The organism is Vibrio sp. Vb1729, from assembly GCF_033338655.1.
Classification (GTDB): Bacteria; Pseudomonadota; Gammaproteobacteria; order Enterobacterales; family Vibrionaceae; genus Vibrio; species Vibrio alginolyticus.
In genome coordinates this window covers 1-17004 of sequence record NZ_JAWOTB010000051.1, presented here as the reverse complement: position 1 = coordinate 17004, position 17004 = coordinate 1, and the positions used below count along the sequence as shown (strand labels likewise).

At 45.2% G+C, this 17004-nt stretch carries 11 protein-coding genes, 5 tRNA genes and 1 rRNA gene; 7 read left to right on the top strand and 10 right to left on the bottom strand.

Annotation, left to right across the window (positions count from 1 at the left end; translation table 11 throughout):
• Positions 1-74: 74 nt before the first annotated feature.
• Together R7E29_RS22420 and R7E29_RS22415 are read right to left on the bottom strand one after the other, a co-directional pair.
• Positions 75-1628 carry an ABC transporter substrate-binding protein gene (locus R7E29_RS22420; protein ID WP_005379109.1) on the bottom strand — a complete coding sequence of 518 codons (1554 nt, stop codon included), beginning with the start codon at positions 1626-1628 and terminating at the stop codon, positions 75-77.
• Positions 1629-1720: 92 nt separating this feature from the next.
• Positions 1721-3436 (bottom strand): dipeptide ABC transporter ATP-binding protein, encoded by a 1716-nt coding sequence (locus R7E29_RS22415; RefSeq protein WP_005379108.1) that lies wholly within the window; start codon positions 3434-3436, stop codon positions 1721-1723.
• A gap of 661 nt (positions 3437-4097) precedes the next feature.
• Between R7E29_RS22415 and R7E29_RS22410 the strand changes: the two genes are divergently transcribed.
• Positions 4098-4823, top strand: coding sequence for an HAD family hydrolase (locus R7E29_RS22410; RefSeq protein WP_005379107.1), 726 nt, complete (start codon positions 4098-4100; stop codon positions 4821-4823).
• 338 nt (positions 4824-5161) lie between these two features.
• Here R7E29_RS22410 and R7E29_RS22405 read toward each other — a convergent pair.
• The 5 genes from R7E29_RS22405 to R7E29_RS22385 all read right to left on the bottom strand — a co-directional run bounded on the left by R7E29_RS22405 (position 5162) and on the right by R7E29_RS22385 (position 5757).
• Positions 5162-5238 (bottom strand) — tRNA-Pro (locus tag R7E29_RS22405).
• A gap of 64 nt (positions 5239-5302) precedes the next feature.
• Positions 5303-5378: transfer RNA gene (locus R7E29_RS22400), tRNA-His, on the bottom strand.
• A 47-nt stretch (positions 5379-5425) separates the two neighbouring features.
• A tRNA-Pro gene (locus tag R7E29_RS22395) sits at positions 5426-5502 on the bottom strand.
• A 69-nt stretch (positions 5503-5571) separates the two neighbouring features.
• Positions 5572-5647, bottom strand: a tRNA-His gene (locus tag R7E29_RS22390).
• 33 nt (positions 5648-5680) lie between these two features.
• Positions 5681-5757: transfer RNA gene (locus R7E29_RS22385), tRNA-Arg, on the bottom strand.
• A 335-nt stretch (positions 5758-6092) separates the two neighbouring features.
• Here R7E29_RS22385 and R7E29_RS22380 point away from each other — a divergent pair.
• Entirely contained in the window at positions 6093-6506 is a 414-nt protein-coding gene (locus R7E29_RS22380; RefSeq protein WP_005384252.1) for a c-type cytochrome, read from the top strand.
• Between the two features lie 73 nt (positions 6507-6579).
• Here R7E29_RS22380 and rep read toward each other — a convergent pair whose 3' ends face one another.
• Positions 6580-8595, bottom strand: a complete 2016-nt coding sequence (gene rep / locus R7E29_RS22375) for a DNA helicase Rep (protein WP_005379104.1) — start codon at positions 8593-8595, stop codon at positions 6580-6582.
• A gap of 170 nt (positions 8596-8765) precedes the next feature.
• On the opposite strand from rep, the gene R7E29_RS22370 reads away from it, so the two are divergent.
• From R7E29_RS22370 to ubiK, 4 genes are all read left to right on the top strand, one after another.
• On the top strand, positions 8766-9347 hold the full coding sequence (locus R7E29_RS22370; RefSeq protein WP_005384254.1) for a TetR/AcrR family transcriptional regulator: 582 nt from the start codon (positions 8766-8768) through the stop codon (positions 9345-9347).
• 18 nt (positions 9348-9365) lie between these two features.
• Positions 9366-10472, top strand: a complete 1107-nt coding sequence (gene vmeC / locus R7E29_RS22365) for a multidrug efflux RND transporter periplasmic adaptor subunit VmeC (RefSeq protein ID WP_005379101.1) — start codon at positions 9366-9368, stop codon at positions 10470-10472.
• A gap of 12 nt (positions 10473-10484) precedes the next feature.
• Entirely contained in the window at positions 10485-13607 is a 3123-nt protein-coding gene (gene vmeD, locus R7E29_RS22360) for a multidrug efflux RND transporter permease subunit VmeD (protein ID WP_005384257.1), read from the top strand.
• A 131-nt stretch (positions 13608-13738) separates the two neighbouring features.
• A complete protein-coding gene (gene ubiK, locus R7E29_RS22355) occupies positions 13739-13990 on the top strand; it encodes a ubiquinone biosynthesis accessory factor UbiK (protein WP_005379099.1) in 252 nt (83 codons plus the stop codon).
• 278 nt (positions 13991-14268) lie between these two features.
• Here ubiK and ilvC read toward each other — a convergent pair whose 3' ends face one another.
• Complete coding sequence (ilvC, locus tag R7E29_RS22350) at positions 14269-15753, bottom strand: ketol-acid reductoisomerase (protein ID WP_005379098.1); 1485 nt, start codon at positions 15751-15753, stop codon at positions 14269-14271.
• A 143-nt stretch (positions 15754-15896) separates the two neighbouring features.
• Between ilvC and ilvY the strand changes: the two genes are divergently transcribed.
• Positions 15897-16787 carry an HTH-type transcriptional activator IlvY gene (gene ilvY, locus R7E29_RS22345; RefSeq protein WP_005379097.1) on the top strand — a complete coding sequence of 297 codons (891 nt, stop codon included), beginning with the start codon at positions 15897-15899 and terminating at the stop codon, positions 16785-16787.
• Between the two features lie 91 nt (positions 16788-16878).
• Here ilvY and rrf read toward each other — a convergent pair.
• Positions 16879-16995, bottom strand: a 5S ribosomal RNA gene (gene rrf, locus R7E29_RS22340).
• Positions 16996-17004 lie beyond the last annotated feature (9 nt).

Sequence of the window (17004 nt, the reverse complement as noted above, 5' to 3'; positions counted from 1 at the left end):
CTGAAACAAAACTGAGTCGAGTGCTTTAAGTTGAGGAGGGAAATCCATCCCTCCTCAAAGTCGACTAACCGTGATTATTCAACCACTAGGTCACCGAAGTAAGGCATTACCATTGGGTTAACGATGTCTGCCGCTTTCACGTTAGACTTCGCACCCCACGCTTCACTTTGCCAGTGTAGCGGTACGAATGCTGCGTCGTTGTATAGTGTTGCTTCTACACCTTTCAGCATTTCTGCACGTTTCGCAGGATCCGTTTCTACGTTCGCAGCTTCAACCACTTTGTCCATTTCTGGGTTTGAGTAGTAACCACAGTTGTACTGACCACGACCGGTTTCTTCGTTACGAGTCATCGTTAGGAACTCGTTGAAGTTCGCTGAGTCTTCTGTATCTGAGTGCCAACCGATCATCAGCATGTCTGCCGCACACTTGTCGAACTCTGGCCAGTATTGCGCTTTTGGCATGGTCTTCAGATCAACCTTGATACCGATCTTAGACAACATTGCCGCTGCCGCTTGTGCTACTTTCGCATCATTCACGTAACGGTTGTTTGGTGCGATCATCGTTAGCGTCAGGCCATTTTCGTAACCCGCTTCTTTCATCAGTTCTTTCGCTTTCTTCAAGTCGTAGCGAGGAACCAGTTTGTCATCGTGACCCACGTAACCTGCCGGGCTTTGCTGACCAGCAGCCGTTGCGAAGCCTTTCATGATTTTCTTCACGATACCTTCGTTATTGATTGCGTGAACAATCGCTTGGCGAACGCGAACGTCTTTCAATGCTTCGTTGCTGTTTTGGTTTAGTTGGAACGTGATGATACGAGTACCAGGTAGCGTAACTAGGTCGATGCCGTCAGCATCTTCAACGCGTTTGTGGTCGTTTGGCGCTACAGGGTGAATCATGTCAACACCGCCAGAAAGCAGCGCTGCTACACGAGTTGCGTCTTCTTTAATTGGCACAAGCGTTAGCTTATCAACGTTACCTTTCGACTCTTTGTCCCAGTAATCTTTAAAGCGTTCAAATTCCACTTTTACGCCCTGTTCACGTGAAGTCACAATGAATGGACCCGTGCCAGATACGTTAGTCGATGCAAATGAGTTACCGTGCTTCACTAGCTCAGACTTGTCTTTGCCGTCCGCAGTTTTGCCCGTGTAGAACTTGCTGTCCATTGGGAAAATGTACGTTGCGGTTTGCAGCACTAGTGGGTAAGGACCTTTAGTTACAAGATCGAACGTGTTGTCGTCAACTTTGACGATTTTTTCGTACGGGTCGAAGATGTTTTTAAAGTCAGGAGAGCTTTGTAAACGCTGGAACGTCCACACGACGTCGTCAGCCGTTAGAGTATTGCCAGAATGGAATTTCACACCTTCACGCAGTTTGAAACGAACAGTCGTATCGTTAATACGTTCCCAGCTTTCTGCTAGGCGAGGCTCGAAATCCATTTTTTGAGTAAAGCGAACCAACGGATCAAATACCATGTGTGACATTTGCAGTGTGCCACCTGATAGCTGCTCATGTGGGTCAAGCGATACTGGGTCAGCTGCATAGCCAACTTTGATATCTGCTGCCATTGCGTTAAAGCTTAGGCCCGCAGCCATTAGCGCCACTGCTAATTTGCTTTTCATGGTTTTCATTTGCATAACTCCTTCATGCGGGGATACGGATCCCTTGTTGTTGTGTTTGCGTCTTTGTTATGACTAAAGGTTAGCCAAGCGAATTGCTTGGTTTATGCCGTTTCGATCTCTTCTCGCAAGCCAGTAAACTCCGGCATCAGAGAAATCAATTTTTTGCTGTATTCGTGTTGAGGTGCCGTGAATAACTGTTCTGTTGGGGCCACTTCTAAAAGTGTACCCATTTGCATCACACCTACTCGGTCACACATCTGACGAATAACAGGTAAATCGTGGCTGATAAACAACATAGTCAAGTTCAGCTCACTTTGCAGATCTTTCAGCAAGTTTAGAATTTGTGCCTGTACCGATACGTCCAGTGCTGAGGTCGGTTCATCACAAATCAAAAGTCGAGGACGAGTCGCCAACGCACGCGCAATAGAAATACGCTGACGCTGACCACCGGAGAATTCATGAGGGTACTTAAGCCCAGCCATTCGACCCAAACCAACATGATCCAATAGGTCATTCACGATTTGGCGAGTTTCCGACTCGTTTTTCGTCAATTTATGGAAACGGATTGGCTCAGCAATAATATCGAATACCTTCATACGAGGGTTCATTGAAGTATATGGGTTTTGGAACACCATCTGCATTTGACGACGCATCGGGCGGCGCTCTTTCTCAGAGGTTAAAGCGGTCAGGTCAATGCCCTCGAATTTCACCTGACCAGAGTTAGGTTGGTATAAACCAGCAATCACACGTGCAATGGTCGATTTACCTGAACCAGACTCGCCCACCAAACCAAAGGTTTCGCCTTCGTGCACTTCAAAGCTCACATTATTAGATGCTTGCACGTATTCTCGGCGGCTCTCGAACAAAGAGTCTTTGGTCACAAAGCGAAGATTGACGTTCTTCACGTCCAAAAGCGGGCCAGTGTACTCACGCTCATCTTGGCTTTGTCCTAACCAGTGGTTCTTGATATCGAGTGGCTCCATTTCCGCCGCTTCTTCGATATAGCTTACTAACGGGAAACGATCTAGCTTTCTGTCTGAACGTGGTACCGCTGAAATTAGACTGCGAGTATAAGAGTGATCAGGATCGCCCAATACTTTGGCTGTTGGTCCAAACTCCACCAAGTCACCACGATACATTACCGCCACGCGATCGGTGACGTTGGAGACGACACCCATATCGTGAGTAACCAACATACAGCCGACATTGTTCTTGATACACAGCTCGCGGATCAAGTTGAGGATTTGGTCTTGGATAGAAACGTCTAACGCCGTAGTTGGTTCGTCCGCAATGATGAGATCAGGCTCACCAGCCAAAGCAATGGCAATGACAACACGCTGACGCATACCACCAGAGAATTGGTGCGGGTACTGCTTTAAGCGGTTTTCTGGTTGAGGAATACCAACCTGCTGCATAAGAGAAAGCGCGCGCTGATACGCCTCTTCATCAGAGACCTTCATGTTGGCGTGGATCGTCTCTTTCAGCTGTTGCTCAACAGTAAAAAGTGGATTGAGCGAGGTCATCGGATCTTGGAAAATAAAACCTATTTTCGAGCCGCGAACCTTACGCATCGCTTCTGGTGATAGGCCAGAAATTTTTTCTCCATCCAAGAAAACATCGCCGCTAGCAACGCGACCTGGAGGGCTAAGCAAATCAATAACGGCGTTACCAACGGTGGATTTACCCGCACCTGATTCGCCAACAACACCCACGATTTCACCACGTTCAATATGAAAAGAAAGTGACTTCACGGCAGCGTGAACGCCGTGTCGGGATGGGTATTCAATACGAAGGTTTTTCACTTCTAATAGTGACATTTCAGACCTCTACTGCCTTGTCTGTGGTATCGAATCATGCCAAAGGCACCATTCATCACCTGAATGAATCCGTTCAAATTCAGAATAATACTCTGAAATCTTAATGCGGAAATAATTTGGCAAAAATCACACAAAAAAGCAACAATTAAAGTATATTCCGCCGAAAAAACATTAAATAAACGCACAATTAGCGAATAAAAATTCATTAACAAGTATTTAACCATTTTCATATCACACTATTTTTGTGCGTCATGCACCAATAAAACTAGAAAAATGCTCTAAAAGTAAACATGAGCTAAACAAGATCATTAACCATATTATTCATGTGTATTTATTAACATTTAACAAACAATATCATATGCAAAAAGTGTTTTTTCAACATAAAAAACTATTAATAAAATAGTCGGCAAATACAAAAAGCCAAACTTAGGAAGAGAAAGGATAGGTCAAAACGTGAACAAAACAGCAAAACCACACAAATCCTGCTCCAACGCAGATTATGCGCCACTTAAGCGGTTTATTGACTAAGCAAAGGAAAGTACCGCTATCCTCATTCGTACGTCATAAGAAAACTCGCCGATTTTAACCCTTTACGACACAATTGAGAGTGGGATAATAGATGAACAGTGTCAAAGCCAAGCCGTAAATAAAAGGAGCCCCTGTGCTTAAAGCGATTTTTTTTGATATGGACGAGACTTTATGTGCAACGTCACAAGCCGATAAAGTTGCAGGACAAGCGTTTACAACTTGGATTCATAAGACCTACCCACAAGTTACCGAACCAAAAGCGTTTTTGCAGCGCTACTTGCAGGGTGTATACAAAAAGCTGAATGCTGAGTTCCCTCACCTTGTGGCTCTGCTACCCGATGAAAATGCCTTCCGTTGTGGCCTGATCCAAAACATCTTGGCGGAGCAAGGCGTCAGCATCACTGCAAAAGAGGCTCAACAAGCTCAAGACTACTTTGACTCTGCACGTATGGGCGCGTTCACTTTCTTCCCTGGTGTAAAAGAAATGCTCAGCGACCTTCGTCAACATTACAAACTCGTCGTGATCACTAACGGCCCGATTTTTTCTCAACACCCTAAATTAAACGCGACACAAATGAGCAACTGGGTGGACCATATTATTGTGGGAGGAGAAGAGCCAGAAGAGAAACCTGCTACAAGTATTTTCCAAAAAGCGCTCGACTTGGTCGAAGTAAAACCAGAAGAGGCTCTACACGTGGGCGACTCTTTACCTGCTGACATTGCTGGCGCTAACAATATGGGCATTTTGAGTGTGTGGGTGAATGCGACAGGCGCAAGTAACTCAACAGATATAACGCCAAGTTTTGAAATCCAAGAAACGGTAGAACTGAAAGAAATCCTTAAAACACTCGCCCAATAAAATCAGCGGATTAGAAAACTACAAACCCCTAGACACTGCTCTGGGGTTTATTTTGTCTGCTCGAAAAGCATTTAGATCATAGGTGGTCAAAAGCCCCTAGAGCTGTACACTTTTGGGGAAAATTGAAATGGAATGCCGATTCTTTTCAGGAGAGATGTAAAAAAGCCCCAGTCTTTCGACTGAGGCTTCAAATAGTGGTCGGTGAAGAGTCGAATTCTAACTTCAGGCGAACCCCACTTGGGTTCAAATCCATTGATACATTACCGACTAATACAGTCCAAGCGAGATCATAAACTCTAAAACGACGAAAGCCTGCTAAAAAGCAGGCTTTCTAATAGTGGTCGGTGAAGAGGGATTCGAACCCCCGACCCTCTGGTCCCAAACCAGATGCGCTACCAAGCTGCGCTATTCACCGAACTGTATTTGCTGATTTTCTCAAATCAGACAGGACACTTCAACTAAGAAGTCACCTTAATTAATGGGGTGGCTAACGAGATTCGAACTCGCGACCACCGGAATCACAATCCAGGGCTCTACCAACTGAGCTATAGCCACCATCAATTTTTTCTGTTTACCGCTCTATATAGCCATAAACTAAATAGTGGTCGGTGAAGAGGGATTCGAACCCCCGACCCTCTGGTCCCAAACCAGATGCGCTACCAAGCTGCGCTATTCACCGACGATGTTTTATCTTGATTGAATCAAGATTGGGAGCAATGCTACCGCATTCAATCTAAAAAAGAAAGAATGGGGTGGCTAACGAGACTTGAACTCGCGACAACCGGAATCACAATCCGGGGCTCTACCAACTGAGCTATAGCCACCACTGATTTTTACCGATGTATCCTCCGAGGCAATGGTACGCCCGAAAGGATTCGAACCTTCGACCTTTGGCTCCGGAGGCCAACGCTCTATCCAACTGAGCTACGGGCGCATGCCCTATCGGCGGAGTGGAATAATACGGATATCACACTATGCCGTCTAGTACTTTTTTTACTTTTTTTATCGTTTGGTCTCTTTTTCGACAGTTATCTTCCGTTAAAGTGGATTTTTGATGTGATTCACGCCCTGTCATGGATAACTTGTTGTTTATTGCAACAAGTTATCGGGATATAATCACCCATTATTTACATTGATTTAACAGCTGCAACCAAGTTGTCTAATCATTCTATGCCATTCAGTGGAATTTAATGATTTCTCTGCTCGGCATTAATACTCTAACTATATAAATAGGTAAGTCACTTACCTCGGGAATGTGAAGTGGGTTTAATGGATATGTCTCGACAAATGATTAGCGTTTTGTTCGCTGCCTTAACGTTTTCTACGGCAGCTTTAGCTTCTGACATCAGCCAAACTGAATACGATGCGATCGCAGAACGCATCCAACCTGTCGGTGATGTTTATCTAGCGGGTTCTGAGCCAGTGAAAGAAGAGCCAACCGGTCCACGTGATGGCGCCACAGTTTATGGTACTTTTTGTATTGCTTGTCACGCATCTGGTGTAAACGGCGCACCTAAAACAGGTAATGCCGATGATTGGGCACCACGTATTGCACAAGGCAAAGATACGTTAGTGAAGCACGCATTAGAAGGCTTCAATGCGATGCCAGCCAAAGGAACCTGTATGGACTGTTCTGACGATGAAATCATCGCAGCAATTGACCACATGATTGAAGGTCTATAAGTAAAGACATCAACGAAAAAGGCTTGCCAGTTGGCAAGCCTTTTTGTTTTTAGTCAGTGAGAACAGGGTTACTTTACTTCTTAAACATTGCTCGAATATTGGCAATGTGTGCTTGACCTTTCGCCATACGCTCTTCTGCTGATACTGGCTTTTTGTTTACTTCCCATTCAACGTCATCAAATGGCAACTCATCCAAAAAGCGGCTTTGAGTCGGTTTGATCAACTCGCCGAACTGCCGACGCTCTTTGCACATAGTGAAAGTCAGTTCACGTTGCGCGCGAGTAATACCAACGTACATCAGGCGACGCTCTTCTTCCACGTTATCTTCATCAATACTGGTTTGGTGCGGTAAAATACCTTCTTCGGACCCAATTAAGTATACATATGGGAACTCAAGGCCTTTTGATGCGTGCAAGGTCATCAGTTGTACTGCATCACTGTCTTCATCTTCTTCACCGCGCTCCATCATGTCACGCAAGGTCAAACGTTGAACGACTTCTTTTAACGTTTTCTCTTCTTGATCGTAGTTGTCACCCTCTAGGTCCGCCACTATCCATGAATAAAGGTCAGAAACGTTCTTCATTCTCATTTCAGCGGCTTTCGGACTTGCTGAAGTTTCGTATAGCCAATCTTCATAATGGATATCACGAACTAGCGAACGAACCGCTTCGACGGTATCACCACGCTCAGCTTGATCAGCAATCGCCACTAGCCATTGGGTGAAACGACGCAAGTTTTCTAGGCCACGTCCCGTTAGGTGCTGTTCGAGCCCCATTTCAAAGCTCGATTCAAACAGGCTCTTCCCTCGCATATTGGCATAACTGCCTAATTTCTCTAACGTTACTGGGCCAATTTCACGTCGCGGAGTGTTCACAATGCGCAAAAATGCATTGTCGTCATCCGGATTAACCAAAACGCGCAAATACGCCATGATGTCTTTAATCTCTGCGCGCGCAAAAAACGAGGTGCCGCCAGAAATTTTATACGGTACACGGTTTTGCATCAGAGACTTTTCAATCAAACGTGATTGGTGGTTACCACGATATAGAATCGCATAATCTTTATATTCGGTACGGTTTAGGAACTTATGCGCAATTAGTTCACCCGTTACGCGCTCTGCTTCGTGCTCTTCATTTTTAGCCAACAACACTTTGAGTTTTTCACCGTCAGGAATTTCAGAGAACAAGGACTTCTCATAGACGTGAGGGTTGTTAGCTATCAAAATGTTGGCCGCTCGCAGGATTCGACTCGTTGAACGGTAGTTTTGCTCTAGCTTAATCAAACGCAAATTCGGATAATCTTCACCCAGCAACACGAGGTTCTGAGGTTTCGCACCACGCCATGAATAAATAGACTGATCGTCATCCCCTACAACCGTCAATCGCCCACGTTCTCCGACGATTAATTTGACCAGCTCATACTGACTAGTGTTGGTATCTTGATACTCGTCAACCAGTAGGTAACGGATACGATTCTGCCAACGCTGACGAACGTCTTCATGATTACGTAAGAGTAAAACGGGCATCAAAATTAGGTCATCAAAATCGAGCGCGTTATAGGCTTTCATTTGCTTTTGGTACATATCAAAACAGAACGCAAACAATTGTTGCTGTTCACCTTGCGCACGCGCTTTGGCTTGCTCTGGCGTCAACATGTCGTTTTTCCAGTTGGAAATACAACTCAGAAGCTGACGTAGCAGATCTTTATCACCATCAAGCTGCTTTTCGGTAAGTTCTTTGAGTAGCGCTAGCTGGTCTTGGTCATCAAACAGTGAGAAGCCCGCTTTCAACCCTAAATGCTTGTACTCACGCTTGATGATGTTCAATCCTAAAGTGTGGAATGTTGATACCATCAAACCTTTAGACTCACCTTTCCCTAACGTTTGACCTACACGCTCCTTCATTTCACGTGCTGCTTTGTTGGTAAACGTCACCGCCGCAATGTTACGCGCTTTGTAACCACATTGCTGAACCAGATAAGCGATTTTATTGGTAATAACACGAGTTTTGCCCGAGCCAGCACCAGCTAGCACTAGGCATGGACCAGACACGTATTTCACGGCTTCATCTTGACTAGGGTTCAGCTTCATAGAAATTCTCTGCGGGTGATGAATGTGGCGCCTATGATAAAGGGGTGGCCTCGTGAAAGCTATGCTGATTTCTTGTAATTTTCACACCAATTAAGTGCAATATTCTGTTGCATAAATGGCGGGTATTTAAGCTATAATGAATGAACGTTCATTCACTAAAGGGTGACATTATGAAGGATAACCCTGCTGTAGATAAACGAGAACAAATCTTAGTCGCTGCTGAACAACTCATTGCTGAATCTGGTTTTCAAGGGCTTTCCATGCAAAAGCTCGCCAATGAGGCAGGTGTCGCAGCAGGGACGATTTACCGTTATTTCTCAGATAAAGAACATCTTTTAGAGGAACTACGCCTTAACGTTGCTAAGCGTGTTGCTACTGCGGTGCAACTAGGTGTTAGTGAAGAGATGCCTTTAAAACAGCGTTATCGAACCATGTGGCTCAATATTTGGAATTTAGCGAGCTCGAACTTAAGTGCGATCAGCAACCGAGTCCAATATGAGTCTTTACCCTGTTCAAATAGTAGCAAAGCTCGGGAACTTGAGAGACAAATGTTTGCCCAAGTAGATCTTCTTTTTAATCAGGGTAAAGATGAGGGAGTATTCAAGCTTCTCGATAACGAAGTACTTTCTGGATTAAGTTTTGAGGCAAGTGTTGCACTTGCTCGGAAACACGCTTTGGGATTTTATCAACTGGATAAGACGGCATTAGAGGCCGCTATTGAAGCCAGTTGGGATGCAATTATTAAACACTAACTTGGAGTTCTTAATAGAATGAAAAAGTGGACTTTCTTTATGTTACTTATCGCCGTTCTCTTGTTCGGCAGCGTGATAGGTTTCAATTTATTTAAGCAACAAAAGATCGCTGAATACATGGCAAACCGTCCTGAACCTGAGTTCCCAGTAACCGTGACAGAAGTGCAAGCGGTGGATTGGGTACCAGTCATCGAGGCAATTGGTTTTATCGAGCCAAACCAAGGCGTGACGGTAGCGAACGAAACGAGCGGTGTTATCGATAAAATCGCGTTTGATTCCGGTACTCAAGTTAAATCGGGTCAGCCATTAGTGTTGCTTGATTCTGAAGTCGAAAAAGCAAATTTGAAGAGCTCGCAAGCTAAGTTGCCAGCGGCAGAAGCGAAATACAAACGCTACCAAGGCCTATTCAAAAAAGGCTCTATTTCTAAAGAAGCGTATGACGAAGCAGAAGCAAACTACTTCTCCTTAAAAGCGGATATTGAAAGCCTGAAAGCAACCATCGACCGACGCGAAATCAAAGCGCCATTTGATGGTGTGGTAGGTATTCGTAACGTGTACCTCGGTCAGTACCTACAGGCGGGCACCGATATTGTTCGCCTTGAAGATACCAGCGTGATGCGCTTGCGCTTCACCGTGCCACAAACCGATATTTCACGTATCAATATCGATCAAGAAGTGGATATCTTTGTTGACGCTTATCCAGACCAACCTTTCAAAGGGTCTATTTCTGCGATTGAACCAGCTGTAAACGTACAAAGTGGCTTGATTCAGGTTCAAGCGGATATCCCTAACAGTGACGGCAAACTACGTAGTGGTATGTTCGCGCGTGCAAACATCATTCTGCCTAAATTAGAAAATCAGGTCACGCTACCTCAAACCGCGATCACATTTACGCTGTATGGCGACAATGTTTACATCGTAACAGAAGAAGATGGCGAAAAACGCGTTAAGCAGCATGTGGTAAAAGTTGGCGAACGCTCTAAAGATATCGCACACATTCTAGAAGGCGTGAAGCCAGGTGATGTAGTGGTGACATCGGGTCAAGTCCGTTTGAGTAACCATGCGAAAGTAAGCATTGTCGAAAGCGATGCAACTACCCCACCTGCTGAAACACCAATGCTTTAAGTTGGAGGCATCATGCGCTTTACAGATGTTTTTATAAAACGTCCAGTTTTAGCGGTATCGATCAGCTTTTTGATTGCATTGCTTGGTTTGCAAGCGGTGTTCAAAATGCAGGTTCGTGAATACCCTGAAATGACGAATACGGTGGTCACCGTGACCACCAGTTACTACGGTGCAAGTGCCAACTTGATCCAAGGCTTTATTACTCAGCCATTGGAGCAAGCGGTAGCGCAAGCCGATAATATTGATTACATGACTTCGCAATCGGTACTGGGTAAATCGACCATTACTGTCAACATGAAGTTGAATACTGATCCAAATGCGGCGTTGTCTGACATTCTGGCGAAAACCAACTCGGTACGTTCACAGCTACCAAAAGAAGCCGAAGACCCAACCGTAACCATGTCGACAGGTTCGACAACGGCGGTACTGTACATCGGCTTTACGAGTGACGAGTTATCTTCAAGCCAGATCACTGACTACCTTGAGCGTGTAATCAACCCGCAGTTGTTCACCGTAAACGGTGTGTCCAAAGTTGACCTGTATGGTGGTATGAAGTACGCACTGCGCGTATGGCTAGATCCTGCCAAAATGGGCGCTTTGAAGTTGACCGCAACCGATGTGATGAGCGTTCTTAACGCCAACAACTACCAATCTGCAACCGGTCAAGCGACGGGTGAGTTCGTGCTTTATAACGGTAGCGCAGATACTCAGGTATCAAACGTTGCTGAACTTGAAGCATTGGTCGTGAAAACTGGTGAAGGGGATGTCATCCGCCTAGGTGATATCGCTAAAGTAACGCTAGAGAAGAGTCACGACGTTTATCGCGCAAGTGCAAACGGTCAAGAAGCTGTGGTTGCAGCGATCAACGCAGCGCCAAGTGCTAACCCAATCAACATTGCAGCAGACGTACTTGAACTGTTGCCTCAGCTCGAGCGCAACCTACCAAGTAACATCAAAATGAACGTAATGTACGACTCAACTATCGCCATCAACGAATCGATTCATGAAGTAGTGAAAACGATTCTTGAAGCAGCAGTAATCGTACTTGTGGTTATCACACTGTTCCTAGGTTCATTCCGCGCGGTAATCATTCCTATCGTGACCATCCCACTTTCATTGATTGGTGTGGCAATGGTGATGCAGGCAATGGGTTTCTCTTGGAACTTGATGACGCTACTGGCGATGGTGCTTGCCATCGGTCTAGTGGTGGATGACGCGATCGTTGTACTAGAAAACGTTGACCGTCACATCAAAGAAGGGGAATCGCCATTCCGAGCTGCAATCATTGGTACGCGTGAAATTGCGGTTCCAGTTATCGCGATGACATTGACGCTAGGTGCAGTGTACGCGCCAATCGCATTGATGGGTGGTATCACCGGTTCATTGTTCAAAGAGTTCGCTTTGACACTGGCAGGTTCAGTATTCGTATCCGGCATCATCGCTTTGACACTATCACCAATGATGTGTTCGAAGATGCTGAAAGCGAACGAGAAGCCAAGCAAGTTTGAGCAAAAAGTTCACCATATCCTTGATGGCATGACCACTCGTTACGAAGGCATGTTGAAAGCGGTAATGGCTCATCGTCCGGTTGTTATTGCGTTTGCAATCATTGTATTTGCAAGCTTACCGGTCTTGTTCAAGTTTATTCCTAGCGAACTAGCACCATCTGAAGATAAAGGTGTGGTCATGCTGATGGGTACCGCCCCATCAAACGCGAACTTGGACTATATCCAAAATACCATGGATGACGTAAACCAAATACTCTCAGATCAACCGGAAGTGGAATACGCACAGGTCTTTAATGGTGTACCAAACTCAAACCAAGCGTTTGGCCTAGCAACATTGAAGCCTTGGAGTGAACGAGAGGCAAGCCAATCTGAAATCACGAAACGTGTGGGTGGCCTAGTATCAAGTGTACCTGGTATGTCTGTCACTGCATTCCAAATGCCAGAGCTTCCAGGTGCAGGCTCAGGTCTACCTGTTCAGTTTGTAATTACAACACCAAATAGCTTCGAGAGCTTGTTTACTATCGCTAGCGATATTCTAACCGATGTTGCAAGTAGCCCAATGTTTGTCTATTCCGACCTGGATTTGAACTACGATTCAGCAACGATGAAGATCAAGATCGATAAAGACAAAGCGGGTGCCTACGGTGTGACTATGCAAGACATTGGCATCACCCTCAGCACGATGATGGCAGATGGTTATGTAAACCGAATCGACCTGAATGGCCGCTCGTATGAGGTGATCCCTCAAGTTGAGCGTAAATGGCGTCTAAACCCAGAATCGATGAAGAACTACTATGTACGCTCTGTGGATGGTAAAGCGGTTCCATTAGGCAGTCTGATTACCATTGATGTGGTGGCTGAGCCTCGCTCTTTGCCACACTTCAACCAGCTAAACTCAGCGACTGTGGGTGCAGTACCATCGCCTAGTGTTGCTATGGGTGACGCAATCGACTGGTTTGAGAATATTGCACAAACCAAGCTGCCTGCAGGCTATAACCACGATTACATGGGTGAATCTCGTCAGTTTGTAACGGAAGGTAGTGCCTTGTATGCAACCTTCGGTCTTGCACTTGCGATCATCTTCCTCGTTCTGGCGATTCAATTTGAATCACTCCGCGACCCTATTGTCATCATGGTATCTGTACCTCTGGCAATCTGTGGTGCCTTGATCGCATTGGCCTGGGGTACAGCCTCGATGAACATCTACTCGCAGGTTGGTTTGATCACGCTGGTCGGCCTAATAACCAAGCACGGTATCTTGATCTGTGAAGTAGCCAAAGAAGAGCAGTTACATAATAAACGGTCTCGTATTGATGCGGTGATGGAAGCTGCGAAAGTGCGTCTTCGCCCTATCCTAATGACCACTGCTGCGATGATCGCAGGTCTTATCCCGCTGATGTACGCAACAGGTGCAGGTGCCGCGCAACGTTTCAGTATCGGTATCGTCATCGTTGCTGGCCTTGCAATCGGTACACTGTTCACACTATTTGTACTACCTGTGATTTACAGCTACCTAGCTGAAAAACACAAACCTCTGCCAGTATTTGTTGAAGACAAAGACTTGGAGAAGTTAGCGCGAGTTGACGAAGCGAAAGCAGCTCATCGTGAATTAGCGGATAACAGATAAGCTATTAAGGCATTCAAAAAGGTCACTTCGGTGGCCTTTTTTATTGCCGCTCTCTTTTTTGCCATCTAAGTGGCGACTTTCACGTATCATTTACTTAAAATGAGGACAAATCAAAAGGAGTTTTAGCCACTATGTTTGACCCAAAGAAATTAGAGCAAATTGCTAAACAGATTCACGACTCAATGCCTCAACCTGTAAAAGAGTTGGGCTCTGATGTCGATCAGAAAGTTCGTCAAGTAATCCAAGGCCAGCTAAACAAGCTAGATGTTGTAAGTCGCGAAGAGTTTGATGTTCAAACTCAAGTTTTACTACGTACACGTCAAAAGCTAACAGAAATGGAACAGAAGTTGGCGCAACTTGAAGAAAAGCTTGCTGAAAAATAAGTATCAAAGCGCTCCTCACAAAGGAGCGTTTTTCTTATCGGCGCGCAGATAAATCGGCTAAAAACAAAAAGGCTTGGTCAACGGCGACCAAGCCTTTTGATTAGATGTTGTGTTTTATTTTGTATTTATCACTCCAGTCTGCCTGGAGTTTATCTACTGCGTTACTTGAGACTAAGTAAATTACGCTGTATTAAGGTTTCATTTCTAGGAGAAGGCGCGGACTTTACGATAGTAAACGAGCACCTTCGACACCGAAATGGAGCCTTAAGGCCAGTCATTTAGCCGCCCACCGCGATACGCTTCATATCAGTCATGTAACCACGTAGCTCTTCACCGATGTACTCTACAGGATGGTTACGGATTGTTTCATTCACAGCGATAAGAGTCGCGTTATCCACTTGGTTAGACGTTTCACCTAAACCTTTACCAATTACGTCAGTATTTACGGCTGGCATAAACTTCTCACGTAGAAGCGGCGTTGCTACGTTAGCGAACAGGTAGTTACCGTATTCCGCAGTGTCTGAGATAACCACGTTCATCTCGTATAAACGCTTACGTGCGATAGTGTTTGCGATAAGTGGCAGCTCGTGTAGAGACTCGTAGTAAGCAGACTCATCGATGATGCCAGATGCCGTCATCGCTTCGAATGCTAGCTCAACACCCGCACGAACCATAGCAACCATCAAGATACCGTTATCGAAGTACTCTTGCTCAGAGATTTCTACGTCAGTTTCTGGGTAGTTTTCGAAAGCAGTTTCACCTGTTTCTGCACGCCAGCCTAGTAGATTTGCATCGTCGTTTGCCCAGTCAGCCATCATAGTGCTAGAGAAGTGACCGGTGATGATGTCATCCATGTGCTTGTTGTATAGCGGACGCATCAGTTCTTTTAGCTCTTCAGAAAGCTCAAATGCTTTCACTTTTGCAGGGTTAGTTAGGCGATCCATCATGTGAGTGATACCACCAAACTTCAGTGCTTCAGTGATGGTTTCCCAACCGTATTGAAGAAGCTTACCAGCGTAGCCAGGATCGATACCATCAGCAATCATCTTCTCGTAACACACGATAGAGCCAGCCTGTAGCATACCACAAAGGATAGTTTGCTCACCCATTAGGTCAGATTTCACCTCAGCAACGAAAGAAGACTCTAGACAGCCAGCACGGTGACCACCGGTTGCTGCTGCCCAAGCTTTCGCGATATCCCAACCTTCACCTTTTGGGTCGTTCTCTGGGTGAACAGCGATAAGAGTCGGTACACCGAAACCGCGCTTGTATTCTTCACGAACTTCCGTACCTGGACATTTAGGTGCAACCATTACTACCGTTAGGTCTTTACGGATTTGCATGCCTTCTTCAACAACGTTGAAACCGTGAGAGTAACCTAGTGCTGCGCCTTCTTTCATCAACGGCATTACCGTCTCAACAACGTTTGTGTGCTGCTTATCTGGAGTAAGGTTTACTACTAGATCAGCTTGTGGAATTAGCGTTTCGTAGCTACCTACCTCAAAACCGTTGTCTTTTGCGTTTTTGAATGACTGGCGTTGCTCATCAATCGCGGCTTGGCGAAGCGCATAAGCAACGTCTAGACCAGAGTCGCGCATGTTCAGACCTTGGTTAAGACCTTGAGCACCACAACCTACAATGACTACTTTCTTACCTTTCAGATAATCCGCTTCTGAAGCGAACTCACTGCGGTCCATAAAACGACAACGACCTAATTGGTCCAACTGCTCGCGCAAGTTTAGGGTATTGAAATAATTAGCCATCTGGGTGCTCCTTTGAGATTCTTCCATTGAGGTCAGTAATTGCCTTACCGAATAACTTCATACTAAAACAGACATGAGATTGCTTAAAGTGATATATTCACAATTAGTTATTGCAATTTATGCAACATGGAAATGAAAATTTAATGAATATCAAAAGCCTGCAACTTTTCATTCATCTCTGTGAGAGTAAAAGTTTCGCCAAGACCGCAGCGGCAATGCATATTAGCCCTTCAGCCTTAAGCCGACAGATACAAAAATTAGAGGAGGAAACCAGCCAACAATTGTTTTTACGCGACAACCGTAGCGTTGATTTAACTATCCAAGGTAAAAAGCTAGTCCCAGTAGCCTTAAAGATTCTTGGCGAATGGCAGCAGTATCAGAGTCACCTGAAGGGAACCGAGGATGAATTGAAAGGAGAAATCCGTCTCTTTTGTTCTGTTACTGCAAGCTACAGCCATCTTCCGGAGCTAATCTCTGACTTTCGTATTCAGAACCCTTTCATTGAGTTCAAACTATCAACCGGCGATCCAGCTCAAGCGATCGACAAAATACTAGCAGATGAAGCCGATATTGCCATATCAGCCAAGTCAGAACAGATGCCAAATAAAATCGCATTTGAAACGATCAGTGAAATCCCACTTTCTGTCATCGTACCTGTTGGGGTTAGTGCGTTTGCTGAAGAGCTACAAAAAGAAAAACCAGACTGGTCGGTCATTCCATTCATACTCCCAGAAGCAGGAACGGCAAGGGACAGGGCCAATACTTGGCTCAAACAAATGAAAATAAAGCCAAAGATCTACGCACAAACCTCCGGACATGAAGCCATCGTAAGTATGGTTGCATTGGGGTGTGGAGTAGGTATCGCACCTGATGTTGTAATCAACAACAGTCCGGTAAGAGAAAAGATAAATCGTTTAAAAGTCTTACCAATTAAACCTTTTAAACTTGGTGTTTGCTGCAACAAAACTCAGCTGGAGAATCCGCTTGTTAAAGCCTTTTGGAAGGTTGCAGAGAGCAAGTATATCGCACCTTAGATGAACACTTTTTAGGTATAAAGTGAGCTAATTTTAAAACTCTATAGATGCAAAAAAGCCCGCTCTTTCGAGCGGGCTTCTTAAATTTAAAGCCTGGCGATGTCCTACTCTCACATGGGGAAGCCCCACACTACCATCGGCGCTATTTCGTTTCACTTCTGAGTTCGGCATGGAAATCAGGTGGGTCCAAAACGCTATGGTCGCCAAGCAAATTCTT